Source organism: Pseudoxanthomonas sp. GW835-FHT14C01 (assembly GCF_058793715.1).
The window spans coordinates 726,821-747,918 of the sequence record NZ_JBXAGB010000003.1 but is presented as its reverse complement, the minus strand read 5'-3'; the positions used below and the strand labels follow the sequence as shown (position 1 = coordinate 747,918).

The 21,098-nt window shown below is 67.8% G+C and carries 26 protein-coding genes and 1 tRNA gene; 22 read left to right on the top strand and 5 right to left on the bottom strand.

What is annotated here, in order from left to right:
* The first annotated feature begins 65 nt into the window (after window positions 1-65).
* The 7 genes from AC1Q5B_RS16910 to AC1Q5B_RS16880 all read left to right on the top strand — a co-directional run bounded on the left by AC1Q5B_RS16910 (window position 66) and on the right by AC1Q5B_RS16880 (window position 5,136).
* Window positions 66-476, top strand: coding sequence for a cytochrome c-type biogenesis protein (locus tag AC1Q5B_RS16910; protein WP_492632641.1), 411 nt, complete (start codon window positions 66-68; stop codon window positions 474-476).
* On the top strand, window positions 476-1,486 hold the full coding sequence (locus AC1Q5B_RS16905; RefSeq protein WP_492632640.1) for a tetratricopeptide repeat protein: 1,011 nt from the start codon (window positions 476-478) through the stop codon (window positions 1,484-1,486). The genes AC1Q5B_RS16910 and AC1Q5B_RS16905 overlap by 1 nt, the downstream gene beginning before the upstream one ends.
* Window positions 1,487-1,687: 201 nt before the next feature.
* Window positions 1,688-1,861 (top strand): hypothetical protein, encoded by a 174-nt coding sequence (locus AC1Q5B_RS16900; protein WP_492632639.1) that lies wholly within the window; start codon window positions 1,688-1,690, stop codon window positions 1,859-1,861.
* A gap of 27 nt (window positions 1,862-1,888) precedes the next feature.
* Window positions 1,889-3,001: a homoserine O-acetyltransferase MetX gene (gene metX / locus AC1Q5B_RS16895; protein ID WP_492632638.1), complete on the top strand. Its 1,113-nt coding sequence runs from the start codon at window positions 1,889-1,891 to the stop codon at window positions 2,999-3,001.
* A gap of 246 nt (window positions 3,002-3,247) precedes the next feature.
* Window positions 3,248-3,835 carry a cysteine dioxygenase family protein gene (locus AC1Q5B_RS16890; RefSeq protein ID WP_492632637.1) on the top strand — a complete coding sequence of 196 codons (588 nt, stop codon included), beginning with the start codon at window positions 3,248-3,250 and terminating at the stop codon, window positions 3,833-3,835.
* A 58-nt stretch (window positions 3,836-3,893) separates the two neighbouring features.
* Window positions 3,894-3,979, top strand: a tRNA-Leu gene (locus AC1Q5B_RS16885).
* An 86-nt stretch (window positions 3,980-4,065) separates the two neighbouring features.
* On the top strand, window positions 4,066-5,136 hold the full coding sequence (locus AC1Q5B_RS16880; protein ID WP_492632636.1) for a tyrosine-type recombinase/integrase: 1,071 nt from the start codon (window positions 4,066-4,068) through the stop codon (window positions 5,134-5,136).
* Here the strand turns inward: AC1Q5B_RS16880 and AC1Q5B_RS16875 are convergent.
* Both AC1Q5B_RS16875 and AC1Q5B_RS16870 read right to left on the bottom strand, forming a co-directional pair.
* Window positions 5,061-5,648 (bottom strand): hypothetical protein, encoded by a 588-nt coding sequence (locus tag AC1Q5B_RS16875; protein ID WP_492632635.1) that lies wholly within the window; start codon window positions 5,646-5,648, stop codon window positions 5,061-5,063. The two genes, AC1Q5B_RS16880 and AC1Q5B_RS16875, sit on opposite strands and share 76 nt — an antisense overlap.
* Window positions 5,649-6,045: 397 nt before the next feature.
* Window positions 6,046-6,174 carry a hypothetical protein gene (locus tag AC1Q5B_RS16870; protein ID WP_492632634.1) on the bottom strand — a complete coding sequence of 43 codons (129 nt, stop codon included), beginning with the start codon at window positions 6,172-6,174 and terminating at the stop codon, window positions 6,046-6,048.
* Window positions 6,175-6,209: 35 nt separating this feature from the next.
* Between AC1Q5B_RS16870 and AC1Q5B_RS16865 the strand changes: the two genes are divergently transcribed.
* Entirely contained in the window at window positions 6,210-6,851 is a 642-nt protein-coding gene (locus AC1Q5B_RS16865) for a TetR/AcrR family transcriptional regulator (RefSeq protein WP_492632633.1), read from the top strand.
* Window positions 6,848-7,363, top strand: coding sequence for a hypothetical protein (locus AC1Q5B_RS16860; protein ID WP_492632632.1), 516 nt, complete (start codon window positions 6,848-6,850; stop codon window positions 7,361-7,363). Before AC1Q5B_RS16865 ends, AC1Q5B_RS16860 begins: the two co-directional genes overlap by 4 nt.
* 262 nt (window positions 7,364-7,625) lie before the next feature.
* Here AC1Q5B_RS16860 and AC1Q5B_RS16855 read toward each other — a convergent pair whose 3' ends face one another.
* Complete coding sequence (locus AC1Q5B_RS16855; RefSeq protein ID WP_492632631.1) at window positions 7,626-9,014, bottom strand: EAL domain-containing protein; 1,389 nt, start codon at window positions 9,012-9,014, stop codon at window positions 7,626-7,628.
* A gap of 420 nt (window positions 9,015-9,434) precedes the next feature.
* Here AC1Q5B_RS16855 and AC1Q5B_RS16850 point away from each other — a divergent pair, with 420 nt between their 5' ends.
* A complete protein-coding gene (locus AC1Q5B_RS16850) occupies window positions 9,435-9,677 on the top strand; it encodes a hypothetical protein (protein WP_492632630.1) in 243 nt (80 codons plus the stop codon).
* Here AC1Q5B_RS16850 and AC1Q5B_RS16845 read toward each other — a convergent pair whose 3' ends face one another.
* A complete protein-coding gene (locus AC1Q5B_RS16845; protein WP_492632629.1) occupies window positions 9,678-10,589 on the bottom strand; it encodes an AraC family transcriptional regulator in 912 nt (303 codons plus the stop codon).
* Window positions 10,590-10,795: 206 nt separating this feature from the next.
* On the opposite strand from AC1Q5B_RS16845, the gene bufA2 reads away from it, so the two are divergent.
* The 6 genes from bufA2 (at window position 10,796) to AC1Q5B_RS16815 (ending at window position 14,630) form a co-directional block, all read left to right on the top strand.
* Window positions 10,796-11,098 carry a BufA2 family periplasmic bufferin-type metallophore gene (bufA2, locus tag AC1Q5B_RS16840; protein ID WP_492632628.1) on the top strand — a complete coding sequence of 101 codons (303 nt, stop codon included), beginning with the start codon at window positions 10,796-10,798 and terminating at the stop codon, window positions 11,096-11,098.
* A gap of 19 nt (window positions 11,099-11,117) precedes the next feature.
* Window positions 11,118-11,969, top strand: coding sequence for an MNIO family bufferin maturase (gene bufB / locus AC1Q5B_RS16835; RefSeq protein ID WP_492632627.1), 852 nt, complete (start codon window positions 11,118-11,120; stop codon window positions 11,967-11,969).
* Complete coding sequence (locus AC1Q5B_RS16830) at window positions 11,966-12,739, top strand: HvfC/BufC family peptide modification chaperone (protein WP_492632626.1); 774 nt, start codon at window positions 11,966-11,968, stop codon at window positions 12,737-12,739. Before bufB ends, AC1Q5B_RS16830 begins: the two co-directional genes overlap by 4 nt.
* Window positions 12,740-12,758: 19 nt before the next feature.
* Window positions 12,759-13,229 (top strand): DoxX family protein, encoded by a 471-nt coding sequence (locus AC1Q5B_RS16825; RefSeq protein ID WP_492632625.1) that lies wholly within the window; start codon window positions 12,759-12,761, stop codon window positions 13,227-13,229.
* A gap of 198 nt (window positions 13,230-13,427) precedes the next feature.
* Window positions 13,428-13,829: an NAD(+)--rifampin ADP-ribosyltransferase gene (gene arr, locus AC1Q5B_RS16820; RefSeq protein WP_492632624.1), complete on the top strand. Its 402-nt coding sequence runs from the start codon at window positions 13,428-13,430 to the stop codon at window positions 13,827-13,829.
* A gap of 105 nt (window positions 13,830-13,934) precedes the next feature.
* Window positions 13,935-14,630, top strand: coding sequence for an aspartate/glutamate racemase family protein (locus AC1Q5B_RS16815; RefSeq protein ID WP_492632623.1), 696 nt, complete (start codon window positions 13,935-13,937; stop codon window positions 14,628-14,630).
* A 62-nt stretch (window positions 14,631-14,692) separates the two neighbouring features.
* On the opposite strand, the gene AC1Q5B_RS16810 is transcribed toward AC1Q5B_RS16815, so the two are convergent.
* Window positions 14,693-14,929, bottom strand: a complete 237-nt coding sequence (locus AC1Q5B_RS16810; RefSeq protein WP_492632622.1) for a hypothetical protein — start codon at window positions 14,927-14,929, stop codon at window positions 14,693-14,695.
* 174 nt (window positions 14,930-15,103) lie between these two features.
* Here AC1Q5B_RS16810 and AC1Q5B_RS16805 point away from each other — a divergent pair, with 174 nt between their 5' ends.
* The 6 genes from AC1Q5B_RS16805 to AC1Q5B_RS16780 all read left to right on the top strand — a co-directional run bounded on the left by AC1Q5B_RS16805 (window position 15,104) and on the right by AC1Q5B_RS16780 (window position 21,086).
* Window positions 15,104-16,138: an NAD(P)H-dependent flavin oxidoreductase gene (locus tag AC1Q5B_RS16805; RefSeq protein ID WP_492632621.1), complete on the top strand. Its 1,035-nt coding sequence runs from the start codon at window positions 15,104-15,106 to the stop codon at window positions 16,136-16,138.
* A gap of 200 nt (window positions 16,139-16,338) precedes the next feature.
* On the top strand, window positions 16,339-17,022 hold the full coding sequence (locus AC1Q5B_RS16800; RefSeq protein ID WP_492632620.1) for a methylamine utilization protein: 684 nt from the start codon (window positions 16,339-16,341) through the stop codon (window positions 17,020-17,022).
* The gene (locus AC1Q5B_RS16795) at window positions 17,019-19,367 is read left to right on the top strand and encodes a putative bifunctional diguanylate cyclase/phosphodiesterase (RefSeq protein ID WP_492632619.1); all 2,349 of its coding nucleotides are present in this window, start codon (window positions 17,019-17,021) and stop codon (window positions 19,365-19,367) included. The genes AC1Q5B_RS16800 and AC1Q5B_RS16795 overlap by 4 nt, the downstream gene beginning before the upstream one ends.
* On the top strand, window positions 19,364-20,236 hold the full coding sequence (locus AC1Q5B_RS16790) for a DUF3034 family protein (RefSeq protein ID WP_492632618.1): 873 nt from the start codon (window positions 19,364-19,366) through the stop codon (window positions 20,234-20,236). Before AC1Q5B_RS16795 ends, AC1Q5B_RS16790 begins: the two co-directional genes overlap by 4 nt.
* Window position 20,237: 1 nt before the next feature.
* A complete protein-coding gene (locus AC1Q5B_RS16785) occupies window positions 20,238-20,717 on the top strand; it encodes a group I truncated hemoglobin (protein ID WP_492632617.1) in 480 nt (159 codons plus the stop codon).
* A 144-nt stretch (window positions 20,718-20,861) separates the two neighbouring features.
* A complete protein-coding gene (locus AC1Q5B_RS16780; protein WP_492632616.1) occupies window positions 20,862-21,086 on the top strand; it encodes a hypothetical protein in 225 nt (74 codons plus the stop codon).
* Window positions 21,087-21,098 lie beyond the last annotated feature (12 nt).

Here is a 21,098-nt window from a genome sequence, read left to right as displayed (position 1 = left end):
TACGCGACGCCGGAACGAAGAGCAGCCGAGCAAGCTCGGCTCTACGGTGGTCGCTCGCGTTGTGCTTGGCGCTTTGCAGTCTTGCCGCTTTCGCGCAGGCCAGCGACCCCACCCCGCTGCAGTTCCACGACGCGGCCGAGGAGGCCCGTTTCCACACGCTCACCGCCGAGCTGCGCTGCGTGATGTGCCAGAACCAGTCGCTGGCCGATTCCAATGCGCAGATCGCCCACGACCTTCGCCGCGAGGTGCTGGACCTGATGCGCCAGGGCAAGAACGATGCGCAGGTGAAGCAGTTCCTCGTCGACCGCTACGGCGAGTTCGTGCTGTACAAGCCCGAGGTCGCGCCCGGCACCTACATCCTGTGGTTCGGGCCGCTGTTCCTGCTGCTGGCCGGCGGCATCTGGGTCGGCCGCATCGTCGCCCGACGCGCGAAGCAGCCGGCGCCCGCCACCGACGACACCGACCAGGAGTGGTGATGACCCCCTTCGTGATCCTCGCCATCGTGCTGTCCCTCGCCGTGCTGCTGGCGGTGCTGTGGCCGCTGTGGCGCGATGCGCGCGGCCTGGTGCTGGCCGGCGTAGCCACGCTGGGCATCGCCACGTTCGCGCTGTACCGCGTGGTCGGCACGCCCGCCGCCCTGGAACCCCAGGCGGCCACGCCGATGCCCGCCACGCTCGATGATGCCGTCGCGCAGCTCGAAGCCGAACTGGAGAAACAACCGAACGAACCGGAAGGCTGGCGCCTGCTCGGCAAGTCCTACGCCGCCCTGCAGCGCTACGGCGATGCACAGAAGGCGTTCGAACGCGCCGTGCAGCTGCTGCCCACCGACGCCGACCTGCTGGTCGAAGCGGCGCAGGCGCGGCTGTTCAACAACGCCGACCGCAAGCTCGACGCGCAGGCGATCGCCTTGCTGGACAAGGCCGTCGCGATCAATCCCGACCATCAGCGCGCACGCTGGTTCATCGGGCTGGCGCAGCGCCAGGAAGGCAGGCATGCCGAAGCCGCGAAGACCTGGGAGCCGCTGCTGGCCCGGGTCGATCCCAACACCGCCGCGACCCTGCGCACGCAGATCAACGAAGCCCGTGCCGAGGCCGGCTTGCCGCCGCTGGCGGAGACGGCACCGGCCGCGGATGCCTCGCCTGTGCTGCTCACGGTGACCGTGGACCTCGCGCCAACGCTGAAGGACAAGCTGGCCCCGGGCGACACGCTGTTCGTGTTCGCCCGCCAGCCCGGTGGCCCGCCGATGCCGGTCGCCGCCAAGCGCCTGCCGGTGTCCGCGTTTCCGGTAACGGTGCCGCTGGGCGATGGCGACAGCCCGATGCCCACGCTGAAGCTGTCGCAGCTGCCGCAGGTGCAGCTGGTCGCCCGCATCGCCAAGGGCAGCGGCCCCGCCGCGCAATCCGGCGACCTGGAAGCCGACGCCGTCACCGCCGACGTCAAGGCCGGCAGCACCTACACGCTGACGATCGATCGCGTGGTGCCGTAAGGCACGTCATCGCCTGGCGGGTCATATTCCTTCTCCCTGCGTCGCGGGGAGAAGGTGCCCGCAGGGCGGATGAGGGGCAGAGCGCGGTGCCGGTGTATCCGCGGAGGCCTCCCCTCTCCGTTCGCCCCTCACCCGCCTTCGGCACCCTCTCCCCGCTTCGCAGGGCGAGGGATGTCGATCCCGCATCGCGGGTAGCGCCACATGCGCGCCGTCTGGGCACCGACCTATCCGAGCGAAGGCAGAGGTCTGTTCGGTATCGGCATCGATCACGTGCTGGTCTCGTCCGGGTTCGTGCAGACGGGCGCGGAACGCGGCCCCGACATCGGTTCCGACCACCTGCCGGTGCGTGCCGGGCTGCGCTGGCGGGGCGAATAGCGCCGTCCGGGTCGCTACACTTGGCGGATGACCGAATTCATCCCCCCCGGCACCCGCTTCCATCCCCTGCCCTCGCCGTTCCGCATGAAGCGCGGCGGCGCACTGCATGGTGCGCGGATGGCGTACGAGACCTGGGGCAGGTTGAACGCGCGCCGCGACAATGCCGTGCTGATCGTCACCGGGCTGTCGCCCGACGCGCACGCGGCGCGCAATCCGGGCAACGACGCCGAGGGCTGGTGGGAGGCGATGCTCGGGCCGGGCAAGCCGATCGACACCGACCGCTGGTTCGTGGTCTGCGTGAATTCGCTGGGCAGCTGCAAGGGCTCGACGGGCCCGGCCTCGATCAATCCGGACACGGGCGCGCTGTACCGTCTCGACTTCCCCGAACTGTCGGTGGAAGACGGCGCCAATGCGGCCTTCGACGTGGTGCGCGCGCTCGGCATCGAGCAGCTGGCCTGCGTCATCGGCAACTCGATGGGCGGCATGACGGCGCTGGCCTACCTGCTGTTGCATCCGGGCGCGGCGCGCACGCACATCAACATCTCCGGCAGCGCGCAGGCGCTGCCGTTCTCCATCGCCATCCGCTCGCTGCAGCGCGAGGCGATCCGGTTGGACCCCAACTGGAATGGCGGCCAGTACGACGACGACACCTACCCGGAATCCGGCATGCGCATGGCGCGCAAGCTGGGCGTGATCACCTACCGCTCGGCGCTGGAATGGGATGGCCGCTTCGGCCGCGTACGCCTGGAGTCCGATCGGCCGGACGAAGAGCCGTTCGGGCTGGAATTCCAGGTGGAGAGTTATCTGGAAGGCCATGCGCGCCGCTTCGTGCGCCGCTTCGATCCCAACTGCTACCTCTACCTCAGCCGGTCGATGGACTGGTTCGATCTTGCCGAGTACGCCGATGGCGACGTGATGAAGGGTCTGGCGAAGATCCGCGTGCAGCGGGCGCTGGCGATCGGCGCCACCACCGACATCCTGTTCCCGCTGCAACAGCAGCAGCAGATCGCCGAGGGACTGGCCGCCGGCGGGGCGCAGGCCGAGTTCCTGCCGCTGGCGTCGCCGCAGGGGCACGATGCCTTCCTGGTGGATTTCGAGCGCTTCGGGCCGGCGGTGGCGGATTTCCTGGGCTCGCTCTGACCGTGGATTGCTCCCTTCTCCCCCGCTAGGCGGGGAGAAGGTGCCGAAGGCGGATGAGGGGTGCCAAGATGGCGTATACCAAGTGGGGATGCGGAACGAGCCACAGCGAGCAGATGAGCTGAACAGCCAACAGTTCGCCCTCATGGCTCGCTGCGGCTCGTTCATCATCATCGGGACGGATGTGCAGCGGTGGCGCCCCTGCCCCAGCCGGCTAAAATGGCCGCACATTCTCAAGCGGGCCGTGCCATGACCCTCGATTTCCCTGGCGCCGACAAGCTGGTCGCTTCGCTGGACGCCGCCGTCACCCTGGGCGACGACCGTGCCGTCACCGATGCGCTGCGCAAGTCGCTGTGCGAACTGATCTGCGACGAAGAGGTCAGCCTGCCGGCCTGTGTGCTGGAGCCGATCACCGACCACTACGCGCGGCGCGAGCTGTATACCAGCCCGGAGCATGGCTACAGCGTCATCGCGATGACGTGGGGCCCGGGCCAGGGCACCAAGATCCACGATCATTCGGGCATGTGGTGCGTGGAAGGGGTGTGGCGTGGGCGGTTGGAGATCACGCAGTACGAGTTGGCGGAGCACGATGATGTGCGGTATCGCTTCGTGCCGGCGGGCACGATCGAGGCCGGCACGGGCTCGGCGGGCAGTCTGATTCCGCCGCACGAGTACCACACGATCCGCAATCCGAGCGACAAGGCGATCGCGGTCAGTCTGCATGTGTACCAGCGCACGATGGTCCGCTGCGGGATCTTCACGCCGGAGGAAGAGGCCGGCGCCGAGGGCTGGCAGCGTCGCGGCGAGCGCCTTCTGGGCACCGACCAGGTCAACTGAGGCCACTGGCCCGGCCCCTGTCGGCGGGGAGCCGGCCTCGGCTATACTTCGCGTCCGCGCCGGAGTGGCGGAATGGTAGACGCAGCGGACTCAAAATCCGCCGGTAGTGATATCGTGTGGGTTCGAGTCCCACCTTCGGCACCAATAAAATCAAGTAGTTACGCTGCTTGAGTTGCAAAGCTGGTGTGGCCCATGGGACAACTATGGGACACACCAGCCAACTCTAGCCAATGGCGACTATTGAAAAGCGCACCGCAGCGGACGGCTCCACCAGCTATCGGGTGAAGGTCCGACTACGCGGAGAACGCCCCAGGTCGCGCACCTTCAAGCGCATCACTGACGCAAAAGCATGGGCCGCTAAGGTTGAGTCTGACCTTGGTCACGGCGTCTACGTGCCCACGACGGCCGACAGGCGCAAGACGCTCGGCGACCTGATAGATGGCTACGTAACTCTCTATCTGCCGATCAAGGCAAACAACCGCGATAGCGCGGGCCAAGAAACGATGCTGGCATGGTGGAAAGAGGAATACGGCTACGTCACTCTGGACAAGCTGCTGCCTAGCGTTTTTGCTGAAGCGCGCGGCAAGCTCGCCAAACGAACCAACCGCTATGGCGATCCGTTGAGCGGCGCGACGATCAATCGCTATCTCGCTGCCATTAGCAGCGTCTGTAAGTGGGCATGGAAAGAACTGCATGCGCTGCAATCCAATCCGGTTCTAAGCGTCAGCAAAGCAGCAGAGAGCGAGGGCGTCATCCGCTTCCTTTCAGACGATGAGCGCAAGGCACTGTTCAAGGCTTGCAAGGCGCATCCTAATCTCAACATTCGCACAGCGGTCATCCTCACGCTGGCGACGGGGGCGCGCTATTCCAATATCCGCTACCTGAAGTGGGATGACGTGGACATGGCGAACTGGCGCTTGCGGTTCACCGACACTAAGAACGGTGAGCCTCGCTACATCCCTGTTGTTGGCGCTGCACAGAACGCACTTCAGGAACACTATGACGCAGACCCTACCGGGGAGGGCTGGGTTTTTAAGGGACAACGTGACTCTTCGCCGGCCGATTTTGAGAAGCACTGGCGCGAGGTTCGTGACGCGGCGGGTCTGAAGAACTTCCGTTTTCACGATCTACGCCACACCACGGCAAGCTACCTGACGCAGAACGGCGCAGGACTTGCGCAGGTGGCGGATGCGCTGGGACACAAGACGCTAGCGATGGCTAAACGCTACTCGCACCAGTCGGGCGAGCATGTGCGTGCAACGCTCTCCACCATCGCCGACAAACTAGCGCTCGAGGACTGACATGGATAACAGTTCGCAGTGGAAACAGGCCCTCGCGAAGCGTGGGATACAGGTATGGGTTGCCGACAAGGTGGCCCGCTCTTGAACCGCGCCGCCAGTTGCTTGCGCAACCCATCCAGCCCCGCGCTCTTGCCGGCGACCTTCAGGAAGGCGTAGCCCTCTACCGAGTTCGACATGATGTCGCTGCCCAGGGCCATCTCCGTGTCCAGCATCCGCTGGTAGAGACGCATCACCTGCACCGTCCGCATCCGCAGCGCATCCAGCGCCGCCACGTCCCGCTGCAACGCCGCCAGGTCGAAGTTCGCCGGCAGGATCTGCGGATTGGCCGTCAACACATCGACCGCCAACCGGCAGAACGCCTCCGACTTGTCGCCCATCTTGTGCAACCTGCGCCGCTTCACCGGATCCAGTGCCACCAGCCCGGCGAACCGGACGTCCAGTGTCGTCAACGCCCCATCGATATCCGTCAACGCCGCCTCATCGAAGATGATGTCCACGATGTTCTGACTCATGCTGCCTCCTTGGTTCCTTGTCTGTGGGATGCCTGCCCTCCGGCAGGCACCACCACTGTAGGACGCGGCACAAAGCAAAACCTCTAACATTTCAACCACGCACGGCACGCACTGCATCACGCCGACCCGCGTTCGATAGGCCGCACCATCGCGCGACACCAGCGCGGTCATGGACGGCGATACCAACCGGCATCACCGTCGATACCAATTGGCATCGCCCGCCCTATCGCAGGAACTCGTGCGCCATACCGCGGACACTGCCTCGCGATACGCACACGCATCGCGCGCCATAGGCATGCAACTGACCGTCGATACGCGGACGCATGCATGTTGATGCCGACCGGTATCGACCGATACATCGACACGTATCCCCCGCCACATGCCGGCCCATGGCGCGTCATGGGCCGCGGCGTGTCGCGCCACCTGCCGTGGTATCGAACGCCATGCCGCCGGCCATCCCGCCCCCTGCCCGCGACACCGCCCCGCTACCCTGCGCGGCATGGGCGACCGAGCGGAAAGGATTCATCTTCCACTCATGTAATTAATGTAAGTCTTACTTACATGAATAAGCCGACCCGTGCCTACAAGTCCGACCTGCGACGCGAGCAGGCCGACGCCACCCGTTCCCGCATCCTCGACGCCGCCGCCACCCTGCTGGAGGCCAGCCCGGACGGCGCCGCCGCCGTTACCACCAAGCGCATCGCCGAAGAAGCCGGCATCACCGAAGTCACCCTGTACCGCCATTTCCCCAGCCGGGCCGACCTCAACCAGGCGCTCTGGCAGCACATGAACGACTTGCAGGGCGTCGCCGGCGGCTTTCCCACCCGCCTGTCCGACATGCCCGCGCGCCTGCTACCGCTGTTCACCTCGTTCGACGGCACCCCGGCGCACATCCTCAACACCCTGACCAGCCCCACTGGCCGCGAGATGCGCAGCAGCCAGAACGACGCTCGCTGCACGGCCTTCCTGCAGGCCGTGCAGGAGGGGAATCCCGCGCTGGCGCCGACCGATCGCATGCAGGCTGCCGCCGTCCTGCAACTGCTCTATTCGGCCTATTCCTGGCTTTCCCTGCGTGAACAGTGGGGATTGAACGGCGCCGACACGGCACGCGCCGTCGGCTGGGCCCTGGAAACCCTGTCCCAGGATCTCCGCATGCGCGGCGACCTGCCCCTCGACCACCCCCTGAAGACACCCACCCCATGATTGCCCACTTCTCCCTCCCCGCCCGCAACCCCGAACGCGTCGCCCGCGTGTTCGCGCGCCTGATCGACGGCGAAGCCATGCCGTTTCCCGTGGTCCCCGGCGCCTGGGTGGCCATCGCCCGCGATGGCTCCGGCTGCGGCGTCGAAGTGCTGCCCCACGCGTCCGCGCATACGCCCGGTGCCGGCGACCACGACCCGACGCGCGTGGCGCAGGGTCCCGAAGTGATGCCGTGGGAAGTGCAGATCCGCCAGGAAGGCCGCCTGCAGGACCACAGTGGTTTCCACGTGGCGTTGAGCAGTCCGCTGGGCGCGGAGGAGATCCTCGCCATCGGCCAGGCCGAAGGCTGGCGCAGCGTTTATTGCGACCGCGGCGGCGTGTTCGACCTGGTGGAAGTGTGGGTGGAGAACCATTTCATGCTGGAAGTGCTGCCGCCGCACGGCCTGCAGCGTTACCTCGACTTCTACACGCCCGAAGTGGCGGGCCGGATGTTCGCTGCACCGCCGCCATGCTGAGCATGCGGTCAGGCATTCACTCCTGAAGGTCGGCCATCACGACGCCGGATCGAACCCGAATACCCGCCGTTCCTGAGCGCAGTGGCACGCACGGGCGATACAGCGCCGCAGGATGGGGTGAGCCACAGGCGATACCCACCCATCGCGGTGTGCGACCGTCATGACGATGGATACAAGGCTATTGCCGTTGAAAGCCGCATCGCTCGATCCGCCCTACGGGTAGCCGTTCTGTTCCCGGAGACGGTGACACGCGGCGAGTCCGCTATTCGCCAGTTTCCAGTACGGGAGCCCGGTTTCGTCCCGCGCCCCCGATGCCCTGTTCCGGAGGAGACGCCTGCCCGGCCGTGATCGCGCCGGGCTCGCCGACGGCGATGGGCAGCGACTGGGTGTCGAGCCATGCCTGCAGCGCTGCGCGTGGCATCGGCCTTGCGAACAGGTAACCCTGGAAGTGATCGCAACCGAGGTGGATCAACAGGTCGCGTTGCTCACGCGTCTCCACGCCTTCCACCAGCGCCGCCATGCCCATGACGTGCGATATCTCGATGATCTTGCCGAGAAGCTGTTGCGCGCTCTCCTGCCGGGTAGCCTCGACCAGGAACTGCCGATCGATCTTCAGCTTGCGCACCGGAAGCGTGCGCAACGTCGCCAGCGAGGAGTAGCCGGTGCCGAAATCGTCCAGCGCCCAGGAGACACCCGTCGACTCCAGCGCCTCCATCCGCGCGATCATCGCTGCACCTTCGGTGGAGAGGGCGGACTCCGTCAGTTCGAATTCCAGCAGTGCCGGATCGACGCCCGCGGCACGGATGATCTGGGCGACCGACGCGACCAGGCTGTCGTCGAGCAACTGCACCGGACTGATGTTCACCGCCAGGCGCAGCGACTGCGTCCGCGGATCGGCGGACCAGGACCTCAACACCTCGCACGCCTGGCGAAGGACCTCCAGCCCGACCTCGCGGATCAGCGTGCTTTCCTCCGCCAGGTGGATGAAGCCGTCAGGTGACAGCAATCGTCCGGACGGATGCCGCCAGCGGACGAGCGCCTCCACGCCGCTCACGATGCCGCTGCCGCGCACCTGCGGCTGGTAGTGCACCTCGATTTCCCCGTTCCGGACCGCACGCCCCAGCTCGCGTTCCATCCGGAGGCGCTTTCCGCTGTCGATGCGGTAGATGGCGAAGATCGCCGCCAGCAGCGCCATCGAGATCGTCGTGTTCGCTCTGGCCCCCCACGCGCGCACCTCTACGGGTGGCGAGAGGTTGGGCGCAAGCGAGTCCAGTGCACCCACGGCGAATGCCGCGAACGCGGCCAGGCATGCCAGCGGGAAGAACAGCGCGCCATAGCGCTCGCGCCGCTCGAACGTGAGCGCCGCCCCCGCCGCGAGGGGCAGCAGGAACAGATGGGCCGAGCGCGGGACCCAGGCGATGGGCGCGTCGATCAGGGCGATGGCGCAGATGACCGCCAGCACCCCGTGCGCGACCAGCAGCAGCGATGCGCCGTCGCTTCGCTTGCTGCGGCGAATCGCGAGCACGCCCACCACGGCAAGACCGACGAAGACCACGGACAGCTCGCGGCGGCCGAAGTACAGGTAGCAAAGTGTCCACGCCAGCCCCAGGCTGAGGCATGCGACGCCCGCCAGCATGAGGATGGCCGCCACTTTTTCTCTTCGCGGCTCGCCCTGTGTCTTCATCCTGAGTGGATGCGAGGGCGCGCGCGCCTCGCTTCCTGATCTCCTTGTCATTCGTCGAGGCACCCCTTGCACGACCACGGCCTTGCCATCTGCGCAGTCCGGAACGCGGACTGGAGGATTGCACTCGGAGCGTGGCGAGAGCGTCGGGCAATGGCGTCGCAAGCAAGCGTAGCAAAGGATCGCGCCTCACCCGTACTGTCATTTTCCTGACGCAGCAAGCGTCAAATTAACGACGATCCGCAGGACATCGTTCGCGCCCGGAACAGCATGATTTTCATGCGAACGGAAGCACGCCGCGGATATCACGCGCGTCACCGTGCGTCATCGACGACACGTCCTCGCACGACGATCGATAGCGCTGACCATGTCGGCGGATACCCACCGGCCTTGTTCGCCATCCCCGCCGGCATCACGCGCTCCCTGCCGATCCATGGCGCGGCACGCCACACTGCATCGTCTGTCCGGCCATTCGCATGGGCATCGAACGCGATGCTGCTCGTCATGACCTCCAACGTGAGCGGCAGTGTGCGGAACTCGCACAAGACGGTCGATCTGCCCGGAGGGCAGACCCGGGCAACATCGTCCGGTATGACCCACGCCAGCCGCCTGTGCATGGCGGCTCGGCGTTGACTACTCCTGGCGCTTTCGCGCGCTGCCCGGCCCTACTCCTTCCACCCGCTTGAAGAAACGCCGGAAGGCCGCTTCGCTGCTGTAGCCCAGCATCTCGGCGATGGCCGCGACCGAAAAGCGGCGGTTCTTCAACAGGCGGCGCGCCTCGGTGGCGCGCCAGTGCGCCAGGTACTGGATCGGAGGCGTGCCGACCGTCGTGGCGAACAGTTCGGCGAAGGCCGTGCGCGACATGCCGGCTTCCTGTGCCATCGACTGGATGGTCCAGTCTTCGCCGGGACGCGCATGGATGGCCGAGAGCGCGCGCGACAGGCGCACGTCGGTGAGAGCGGCGAGCAGACCGCGCGGCTGTTCGGCCTGGCGGACGTACTCGCACACCGCCATGGTGAACAGCGAATCGGCGAGCTTGTTCTGCACCAGTTGGCGTCCCCAGCGTCGCTCGCGACTGGTCTCGGCCAGCATCTGCGCGAGTTGGCGGAACCCGACGCTGCTGTCCTGCCCGCGGATCACGAACCACCGCGGCAATGCGGCGAAGATCGGATTGTGCGAACCGGTGATGAACTCCAGCTCGCCGCACAGCATGCTCGTATCACCGGCATCCGGCGCATCGGGCAGGTGCGGATCGGCCGATGACGACAGGACATGACGCACGCCGGCGGGGAATACGATCAGGTCGCCGCGCTCGAGCAGCACCGGCGCGTCGAGCGCTTCGCCGCTGACCCAGCACTGTCCCTGCGTCACCAGGTGGAACTGGCCATGGTGGGTGGCGGGCTCGCTGTCGTACCACGTGCCGCAGTAGCGGACATCCGCCGTGATGTCCACGCGCATGCGGTACGCACCCAGCACCGTCTCGAGTACGGCATCGCGTTCGTCGTCCTCGGCGAGGCCGAGCGCATGGGCGGCAGGAGAGTCCATGCCGCCATCGTAGGCCACTGCATGGGCGGGGACCATGACCGTGCGTCCGGAGGTTCATGCGCGCGCGTCCGCGCTGACCGGCCCCGGGACGATGGGGCATATCGCGGGAACGTACGGGAATGGTCGGCGGGCCGAGGGACGGCTGGAATGGCGGTGCGTCGAGCGGCAACGCCTTGGCGCCCTTCCCAACCCAACGAGGATCCACCATGAACACCACCAAGCTCACCGGCCTTTCCGTCGCCCTCGCGGCCGCTGCCCTGTTCCTTGGCGCGCCGGTCGCGCAGGCCGCCGAAGCGGGCTCCGCCAAGGTCGGCCACTGTGTCGGCGCGAATGCCTGCAAGGGCCAGGGCGCCTGCAAGAGCGCATCGAACGCATGCAAGGGACAGAACGCCTGCAAGGGCCATGGCTTCACCGAGTCGACCGCCGACGGCTGCAAGACGGCGGGGGGCAAGTTCGAGGCACCGAAGCCGCAGAAGAAGGCGGCCGAAGCGAAGAAAGCCAACAGCTGACGACCCGGAGCGATACGCCATGACCATGCCGCTGCACGGGTTCGGGCTGGGCCTGCGGCCCCAACACTACGACGCACTGCTGACCGATGCGCAGGGTGTGGACTGGCTGGAGGTGCTCAGCGAGAACTACCTCGTGGCGGGCGGGCGACCCCGGTGGATGCTCGACCGGATGATCGAACGCTGGCCGGTGGCCCTGCATGGCGTGTCGCTCAACATCGGCGGCAGCGATCCGCTGGACCGGGACTATCTGCGGGCGCTGCGTGGACTGGTCAGGCACGTGCGGCCGGCCATCGTGTCCGATCACCTGTGCTGGACCCGCCATGGCGGCGTCCAGTTCCATGACCTGCTTCCGCTGCCGCAGAACGACGACACCGTCCTGCATGTCGCCGCACGCGTACGTCAGGTACAGGACGCGCTCGGCATTCCCTTGGTGCTGGAGAACGTGTCCAGCTACCTGCGCTTCGCCGGCGACACGCTGGACGAAGCGCAGTTCCTGTCCGCCGTGGTGGCGGAAAGCGGATGCGGGCTGCTGCTGGACGTCAACAACGTCTTCGTCAACGCGCACAACCATGGCTTCGACGCGGTCGCGTTCCTCGACCGCCTGCCGGGCCACGCGATCCGCCAGATCCACCTCGCCGGCCATGCGCCCGATGCACGGGGAAGCGGATGGCTGATCGACACCCACGATGCGCCGGTGCCCGAAGGCGTGTGGCAGCTGTATCGGGAAGCGGTGCGCAGGTTCGGTGCGGTCCCTGCGATGATCGAGCGCGACGACCATATTCCGCCACTGGACGCATTGCTGGCGGAACTGGCGACGGCCCGCCGCCTGTCGGCCGGGACGCTGGCCATCACGATGGAGCGTGCGGCATGAACGCGGCGATGCCGCTCGCAGGCATCCAGCGCGGACTGGCGAACTGGCTGCTGCATCGCGATGCCGGACAGGCACCCCGCATCGTCGCGGCGGATCACGACGAGCGCATGACTAGGCTGCACCTGTACGCCGATGGCTACCGGTGGCGGCTGGTGGACGTCCTGGGCCATGACTATCCCGTCCTGCGTGCATCGTTGGGCGGGGACCGCTTCGATGGCCTGGCGGAGGCGTATCTGCAGGCGCATCCGTCGCGGCATCCGTCGGTGCGGCATGTCGGTGCCGGCTTCGCGCGCTGGCTGGCGACGCGGACACGAGAAGCACCCGCACTGGCCGACCTCGCGCGGCTCGAATGGCGACAAGGCGAAGTGTTCGACGCGGCGGATGCACCACCCGACACCCTGGACGCGATCGCCGCACTGCCCGCCGACGCCTGGCCCGCGCTGCGGTGGTCCCTGCATCCAGCCCTGCGCCGGGTCCATCTGCGCAGCAACGCGATCGCCCTGCTGGACGCGCACGCCAGCGATGTTCCGCTGCCGGCGCTGTGCAGTCGCTCCACCACGACGTGGCTGTTGTGGCGCCATGCCTTCGATGTGCATTGGCGCCGGCTGCCACGCGACGAGGCCATGGCCCTCGCTGCCGTCGCACGCGGCGCGCCGTTCGCCGACTGGTGCGCGCGCCTGCCTGGCAAGGCACCGGCGCTGCGTGCGGCCGGTCTGCTCAAGCGCTGGTTGGCCGACGGCCTGCTGACCGGCATGCGGATGCCCCCTTGACCCTTTCCGGAGACCTTCCATGAAAACAACACCCCTGTACGCCCGCGCGCTCGCATTCCTCGACGACCATGCCTGGATCGGTCCACTGCTGGTAAGGCTGGTGTTCGGCTATTTCTGGCTGGAGACAGGCTGGGCCAAGCTCAACAACCTGGCCTTCTTCACCGAGCGTTTCGTCGAGTGGGGCATCCCATGGCCGGCGCTGAGCGCCACCGTCTGTGCAGGCACCGAACTGGTCGGCGGCGCGCTGATCATGCTTGGCCTGGCCACCCGCCTCGCGATGCTGCCGATGATCTTCAACATGCTGGTGGCGCTGGCCGTGGTCGTACTGCCGGGCATCTCGACGCTGGACGCCTTCGTCGAACTGGACGAAGTGCTGTACGTCGCTGTCTTCGCGTGGCTGCTGTTCGCCGGCCCGGGGCGCGTAAGCCTGGACCACGTGATCGCACAGCGTCGCCAACGCTTCCAGCGTGCAGAGCCGATCGGGACCTGATCCAGGCCGGCGCCCCAACACCGGTGCAGTCGGTCAGCGCGCGCAGCGGCGGGTCGCCTGAATGCGGACACAAAAAAGGGAGGCGCCCTGCGCCTCCCGCCATGAATTTATATAACGCCCGGGGGCTTGCGGCAAGGCCCGGTGCGGGCATCAGTATCGCCGGCCTGCCGATACGGCAGGTCATGAGCACCGAAGACCATGCGCGATACCGAGATCCACTACCACGGCACCAAGGCGGCGCTGACGCCCGGCGATCTGATCGTCGCCGGCCGAGCGTCCAACTTCGGCAAACGCCGCGTCGCGAAGTACGTCTATCTGACCGCGATGCTGGAAGCGGCCACCTGGGGCGCAGAACTGGCGCTCGGGGAAGGCCGTGGCCACATCTACATCGTCGAACCGACGGGTCCTTTCGAGGACGACCCCAACCTTACCGACCAGCGTTTTCCCGGCAATCCCACCCGCTCGTACCGCACGCGCGATCCACTGCGCGTGGTCGCCGAAGTGAACGGCTGGATCGGCCACACGCCCGAACAGCTGAAGCGCATGCGCGATCGCCTGGACGAACTGGATCGCCAGGGCGTGGAGGCCATCGAGGACTGAGGCGAGGTCGCGTCGACACCGACAGATGCGTCGACGCGCCAAGGCTCCGTCGTGCGGCAGCCCGCATAATCCCCTTACTTCACATACAGGTGATGGAAAATACGCATGAAGACGATCGGCCTGATCGGCGGGATGAGTTGGGAATCGACGGTGCCCTACTACCGCCAGCTCAACGAGGGCATCAAGGCGCGACGGGGGGGCCTGCACTCGGCGAAGGTCGTGCTGTACAGCGTCGACTTCCACGAGATCGAGCACCTGCAGCGCGACGGCGACTGGAACGCGGCGGGGGCGCTGCTGGCCGACGCCGCGCGTCGCGTGCAGGCGGCCGGTGCCGACCTGCTGGTGCTGTGCACCAACACCATGCACAAGGTGGCGCCGCAGATGGAAGCGGCCGTGTCGATTCCCCTGCTGCACATCGCGGACGCCACCGCCTTGGCCATCGCCGCCGCCGGGCATCGCCGCGTCGGCCTGCTCGGTACGCGCTTCACGATGGAACAGGACTTCTACCGCCAGCGCCTGCAGGACCTGCATGGACTGCAGGTTCTCGTACCGGACGCGGAGGACCGCGACGTGGTCCACGACGTGATCTACGACGAACTGTGTCGCGGCATCATCCGGGACGGTTCACGCGAGGCCTATCGCCGCATCATGGACCGGCTGGTCGCCCGCGGTGCGGAGGCGATCATCCTGGGCTGCACCGAAATCGGCCTGCTGGTCGGAGCCGACGATGCGCGCGTGCCCTTGTTCGACACCACGGCCCTGCATGCCGACGCGGCCGTGGAGGCCGCGCTGGCGGAGTGATGCCGGGATGCAGGACTGCGCCACACGGATGCGCGTATCGCCCGGTCATGCCGGCGTGTGCGTCACGAGGGCGCAGGCGCGACGACCTCCGGGTGCGCCCTGAACACCGCGTGCAGGCGCTCGTACACGTACTCGTGGTCTTCCGGCGCGGCCAGCTTCAGCGCCGCGGCGGCGAGGCTGCTCCAGACTTCGGCACGCGATGCGGCCGTCGATGCCCGGTACAGCACATCCAGTTGACGGTCGATCTGGTCGACCATCGCATCGAGTTCCTGGCGCGATCTGAAGGCGGCGTGCGGCATGGCGGCGTACTCCGGTCGAGGCCACGGCAACGTGCCAAACGCGACGTTACCCATGGGTTAAAAACACCGCCTCGACTGCATGCCTCTGGTTATCGCGACATGCCGCGCCGTCATCACGCCCGCGTGCGGCGGTGCGACGGGGATGCCGTCCTTCGAGAAGCGTAAGCTGGCGCAATGCCCGATATCGCGTCCCTGCTCGGTACCGACCTTCCGCTGATCCAGGCACCGATGGCCGGCGTGCAGGACCACACCCTGGCCCTGGCGGCCGCCGGTGCGGGCGCGCTCGGCTCCCTGCCCTGCGCGATGCTGGACGCCACGCGACTCGAAGCGGCCCTGCGCGCCTTTGCGCCGTCGGGACAGACGATCAACCTCAACTTCTTCTGCCATACGATGGCCGAACCCGATGCCGCCGAAGACCGGCGTTGGCGCAGCGCCCTCGCGCCCTACTACCGCGAGTACGGGATTGCGATGGACGCGCCTTCCGCGACGGGCGCACGCAGGCCGCTCGATGCCGCGACAGTCGATCTGCTGGAACCCTTCCGCCCGCGCATCGTGAGCTTCCACTTCGGCCTGCCCGATGCCGTGCTGATGTCGCGGATCAAGGGCTGGGGCGCCACCGTGCTGTCCTCCGCGACGACCGTGGAGGAAGGCCTGTGGTTGCAACGCCACGGCGTGGATGCGGTGATCGCGCAGGGAATCGAGGCCGGCGGCCATCGCGGGCACTTCCTCTCCGGCGATCTGGCGATCCAGCCCGGCACGCGCGACCTGGTGGCTTCGCTGGCGAAGAAGCTGACCATACCGGTCATCGCGGCCGGGGGCGTCGGCGATCGCGCCGACGTGCAGGCCCTGATGGCGGCGGGCGCCAGCGCGGTGCAGGCCGGCACCGCATACCTGCTGTGCCCTGAGGCGACCACATCGGCCGTCCATCGCGCCGCGCTGCAGCAGCCTACGCGCGCAGCCGCGCTCACCAACCTGTTCAGCGGTCGACCCGCGCGCGGCCTGGTCAACCGGCTGATGCGCGATCTCGGCTCCATGTCCGACCTGCCTCCCGCCTTCCCGTGGGCCTCGCAGGCGCTCGCACCCCTGCGTGCCGCGGCTGAGGCGCGCGGCCGCGACGACTTTTCGCCCCTGTGGTCCGGTACACGGCCCGGCACGCTGGCGGGGCGGAACGCCGCGGCGGTCACGCGCCATCTGATGGGACTGGACTGATCCCGGCATCGCGGTCCGTACGACGGAGCACCTGTCACGGGCCGTGCATCCATCCACCTTCGTGACGCGTAACGTCAGTTTCAGGCCAGTCCGGTAGGACTGCAGGCGTGCAGCAGGCACGCGTCACGTCCGCGATCGTTGCTTCGGAGGATCGCGGGCATGGCACGGGTTTTGCTGGAACGGCTTGGATCGGACAGGGGATGGCGATGCAGATGCAGCGGCGCGTGGGGCGGGCGTGGTCGGGGGTGCTGCTGGCGATGGCCATGGCGTCGGGCGCGCACGCGGCGGAGGTGCGTCTGGCCGTGGGCAGCATCGGCGGCCCGGTCGCCGATGCCGTGATCAGCCTGCACGGCGCGACGCCGTCGATGACGCGCACCGCCACCGCGCGCATGGACCAGCAGCATTCGGCCTTCGTGCCGGGTGTGCTGCCGGTGCAGGCCGGCACGGTGGTGGCCTTCCCCAACCGCGACAACATCCAGCACCACGTCTATTCGTTCTCGCAGCCGCGCCAGTTCGAGATTCCGCTGTATTCGGGCAACGCGGCCGCGCCGATCCGCTTCGAGAAGTCGGGCGTCGTGGTGGTGGGCTGCAACATCCACGACTGGATGATCGGCCACATCGTGGTGCTGGATACGCCCTACTTCGGCAAGAGCGCCGCCGATGGCCATCTGACGCTGGACGTGCCGCCCGGCCACTACACGCTACGCGTGTGGCATGTGCGCGGCGAGGGTGCGCCGCTGGAACGCACGCTGCTGGTGCCGGCGGCCGGCACCTCGTCGACATTGCAGATCGCGCTGGTCCCGGCGAAGAACGACGTGCGCGGCAATGACCGCCTGCGCGCGTTGCAGGAGAAGTTCCGCCGGACCAAGGGCGGCACGCCTTGAGGCCACGTCGCTTCCAGACGCACGTCATCGCGGTGATGATCGCCGTGGTGGCGGCCGCGCAGCTGGCGACGTTCGCCGTGGTGACGGTCGCCACGCAGCGCGCGGTGTCGTCGCGGCTGGAGCAGGAGCTGCAGGTCGGCCAGCGCGTGTGGGAACAGTTCGAGCAGGGCCGTTCGGAACAGTTGCTCGCCTCGGCGTCGGTGCTGGCGGACGATTTCGGTTTCCGTGCAGCGGTGACCAGCGGCGACGTGCCGACGCTGCGGTCGGCGCTGGACAACCATGGCACCCGCATCGGCGCCGACCTGGCGTGGCTGCTCGACCGCGACGGCCGCTGGCAGGCCAGCGCCAACGGCATGGCCGCGCCTGCCGGCGACGTGCTGGCCGGCCTGATGCGGCAGGCCGGCGACGAGGACCTGGCCCTGCAGACCGTGGTGGTGCAGGACGCGCTGTACCTGGTGGCGATGTTGCCGGTGATGGCCCCGGACCGCGTGGGCTGGCTGGCGGTCGGTCGTCGCTACGACGACACCGTCGCGCAGGAGTACCACCGGCTGACCGGACTGGAAGCGGCCTTCGTCACCCGCAGCGGCACGACCACGCGCGTGCATGCCTCCACGCTGGGGGCGGAGCAGCGTGCGACGTTCGCCCGCGCCTGGACGCCGGAGGGCGACGCGGTGCGACAGGTCACGGTGGGCAACGACCATTACCTGTCCGGCTCGCACCCGCTGACGCAGGGCGACGATGCGCGGTTGGTGCTGCTGGATTCGTACGACCGCGCCTTCGCGCCCTACCGCACGCTGCGCTCGCGCATCCTGCTGCTGTCCGGACTGGCGGCGTTGCTGGCGGTCGGCGTGGCGGTGGCGCTGGGCCGTGGCATCAGCCGGCCGGTGTGGCGGCTCGCGCAGGCAGCGCAGCGCATCCAGGCCGGGGATTATTCGCAGACACCGGTCGCCGGCGGCAGTCGCGAGATCGCCGAGCTGGCGGGCGCGTTCGGACGCATGCAGGCCGACATCGCCGCACGCGAGGAACGCATCCTGCACCAGGCCCATCACGATGGCCTGACCGGTCTGCCCAACCGCAGCCATGCCTACGACCGCCTGCAGTCGGCCATCGGAGCCGGTGGCGACGTAGCCGTGCTGGTGATGGACATCAACCGCTTCAAGGAGATCAACGACACCCTGGGCCACGAGTTCGGCGACCAGGTGCTGCGTGAGGTCGCGCGACGGCTACGCGGCGCGTCGGATGAAACGCATCTGGTCGCGCGCCTGGGGGGCGACGAATTCATGGTGATGCTGCCCGGGCTGTCGTGCGAGGCGGCGCATGCGCAGGCACGTACCCTGTGGACGGCATTGAAGCAGCCGCTGGACTTGCCCAGTACCCGCGTGGGCGTCGAAGGCAGCTTCGGCCTGGCCTGTCATCCCCAGCATGGCGCGGATGCCGACACACTGCTGCGGCGGGCCGACATCGCGCTGTACGACGCGAAGGCCGCCCATGGCGGCGTCGCCATATACCAGCCGGGCCGCGACGAGTCGCACCTGCGACAACTGCAGCTGATGACCGATCTGCGCCAGGCCATCGCCGGCCGACAACTGGAGCTGAAGTTCCAGCCCAAGCTCGATGCGGCCAGTGCGCACGTAGAACATGTGGAAGCGCTGCTGCGCTGGCGCCACCCCACCCTGGGCGCGGTCGCGCCGGACGAGTTCATCCCGCTGGCCGAGCGCTCGGGGTTCATCCACGAGCTGACGCGTTTCGTGCTGGACCACGCGCTGGCCTGCCATGCCACCTGGCGCGAGGGCGGACTGGATCTGGGGCTGGCCGTGAACCTGTCGGCGATGGACCTGCTGGATGCGGACCTGCCGGATTACATCGAAAAGCGGCTCGCCGCCCATGGCGTACCGGCCGGGCGCCTGATCCTGGAAGTCACCGAAAGCGTGCTGATGCAGGACATCGAATACGCGCTGCGCATGTTGCACCGGCTTAAGGCCTGCGGCGTGCGGCTGGCGATCGACGACTTCGGCACCGGTTATTCCTCGCTGGCGCAACTCAAGCGGATGCCAGTGGACGAGCTGAAGATCGACAAGAGCTTCGTGATGCAGCTGGAGGAAGGCAGCGACGACGCCGTGATCGTGCGCTCCACCATCGAACTGGGCCACAACATGGGCCTGTCGGTGATCGCCGAGGGCGTGGAGAACGACCGCGCGCTGGCCCTGCTGCGCCACTACCGCTGCGACATGGTGCAGGGCTATCTGTTCAGCGCTCCGCTGGGCAGTGCCGACCTGCTGGACTGGTGCCGCCGGCGCGAACACGCCGCAGCGACCGACGACCTTACGCTGGAAACCGACGCATGATCCCTGCCCTTCGTTCCGTATCGATCGCTTGCGCGCTGTCCGCGCTGCTGCCGGCCCTGCCCGCTTTCGCCGGACAGGGTCGCCTGCTGGCCACCGGTGGCGCTACGCAGGTGGAAGGTGCGGCCGGTGGTGGCATCGTGCCCTGGGCCGTGCTGTCGGGCTACGGCACGCGCGAGCAGCACGGGGGCACCGCGTTCTACACGCGCGTGGATACGGGCGACTACGCGCTGGATGCGTACGGGGTGTCGTATACGTTCGCCAACCGGGTGGAAGTGTCGTTCGCGCGGCAGTCCTTCGACCTGGGCGAGCTGCAACGGCGACTGGCGCTGCCATGGAATGCGCTGGAGCAGGACATCTACGGCGCCAAGGTGCGCGTGGCCGGCGACCTGGTCTATACGCGCATGCCGCAGGTCAGCGTGGGCGCGCAGCACAAGCGCCTGCGCGACGGTGCGTTGCCGCTGGCGGTGGGCGCGCGCGACGACGAAGGCACCGATGCGTATGTCAGTGCCAGCAAACTGTTCCTCGACGCCGCAGGTGGATACCCGCTGCTGCTCAACGCCACGCTGCGTTCGACCAACGCCAACCAGGCGGGCCTGCTGGGCTTCGGCGGCGACCGGCGCACGGCGCGCAGCTGGGTCTGGGAAGGCGCAGCGGCGGTGCTGCCGGACCCGCGCCTGGCCATCGGCGTGGAATATCGGCAGAAGCCCGACAACCTGGGCTTCGCCCGCGAGGGCGCTTGGCGGGACGTGTTCGTGGCGTGGTTCCCGAACAAGCATGTCGCGGTGGTGGGCGCATGGGCCGACCTGGGCAGCATCGCCACGCTGGACGACCAGCGGGGCGCGTACGTGTCCCTGCAGTGGAGCTTCTGAGATGGCGATCCCGCGCGCTGCCACGGTCCTGCTGCTCGCCTGCCTGCTGCTGGTCGCCGGGTGTGCGTCCACACCCGCGCGCGACGACGCGCTGTACCGGGCACTGGGAGAGCGCAGCGGCATCGAAGCGCTGGTGGAAACGCTGCTGCTCCGCGTCTCGGACGATCCGCGCATCGCACACCACTTCGCCGACGTGGACATCATCCACCTCAACGATCGCCTGGTGGAGTTCCTGTGCGTGCAGTCCGGCGGGCCCTGCGCCTATGCCGGCAAGCCGATGGCCGAGGCGCACAAGCACGTGGAAGTCGGCGAAGCCGATTTCAATGCGCTGGTCGAGGATCTGATGTGGGCGATGGACCAGCGCCAGCTGCCGCGCACCACACAGAACCGCCTGCTGCGCCGGCTGGCAGCGATGCAGGGCGACGTGGTGCGTCGCGGACCGCCACCGCCGGAAGCGCCGTTGCTGCCCAGGCAGCCCTGACGGTCGCTTTCGCGGCGCGGTTTCACGCGGGTACAGGGGGCTTTCGTCGGCATTCCACCGGATTCGTCGCAGCGCGCTGGTCCGCCGCAACGCAGGACGCGACGATGGACGCCCGACATCCGCTGCCCGAAGGAGTTCCGGCCCATGAAGACCCTCGTCGCCCTGCTCGCCTGGTGCCTGCTGTTCGTCCTGTGCTGGCCGCTCGCCGTGCTGGCGCTGCTGGCCTGGCCGTTCGTATGGCTGCTGTCGCTGCCGTTCCGGCTGATCGGCATCACCTTCTCGGCCCTGTTCGCCTTTCTGCATGCGCTGCTGATGCTGCCGGCGCGGTGGCTGGGCGGGCGTCCGCGCGCGTCGCTGGTGTCGGCATGACTTCGGTGCGAT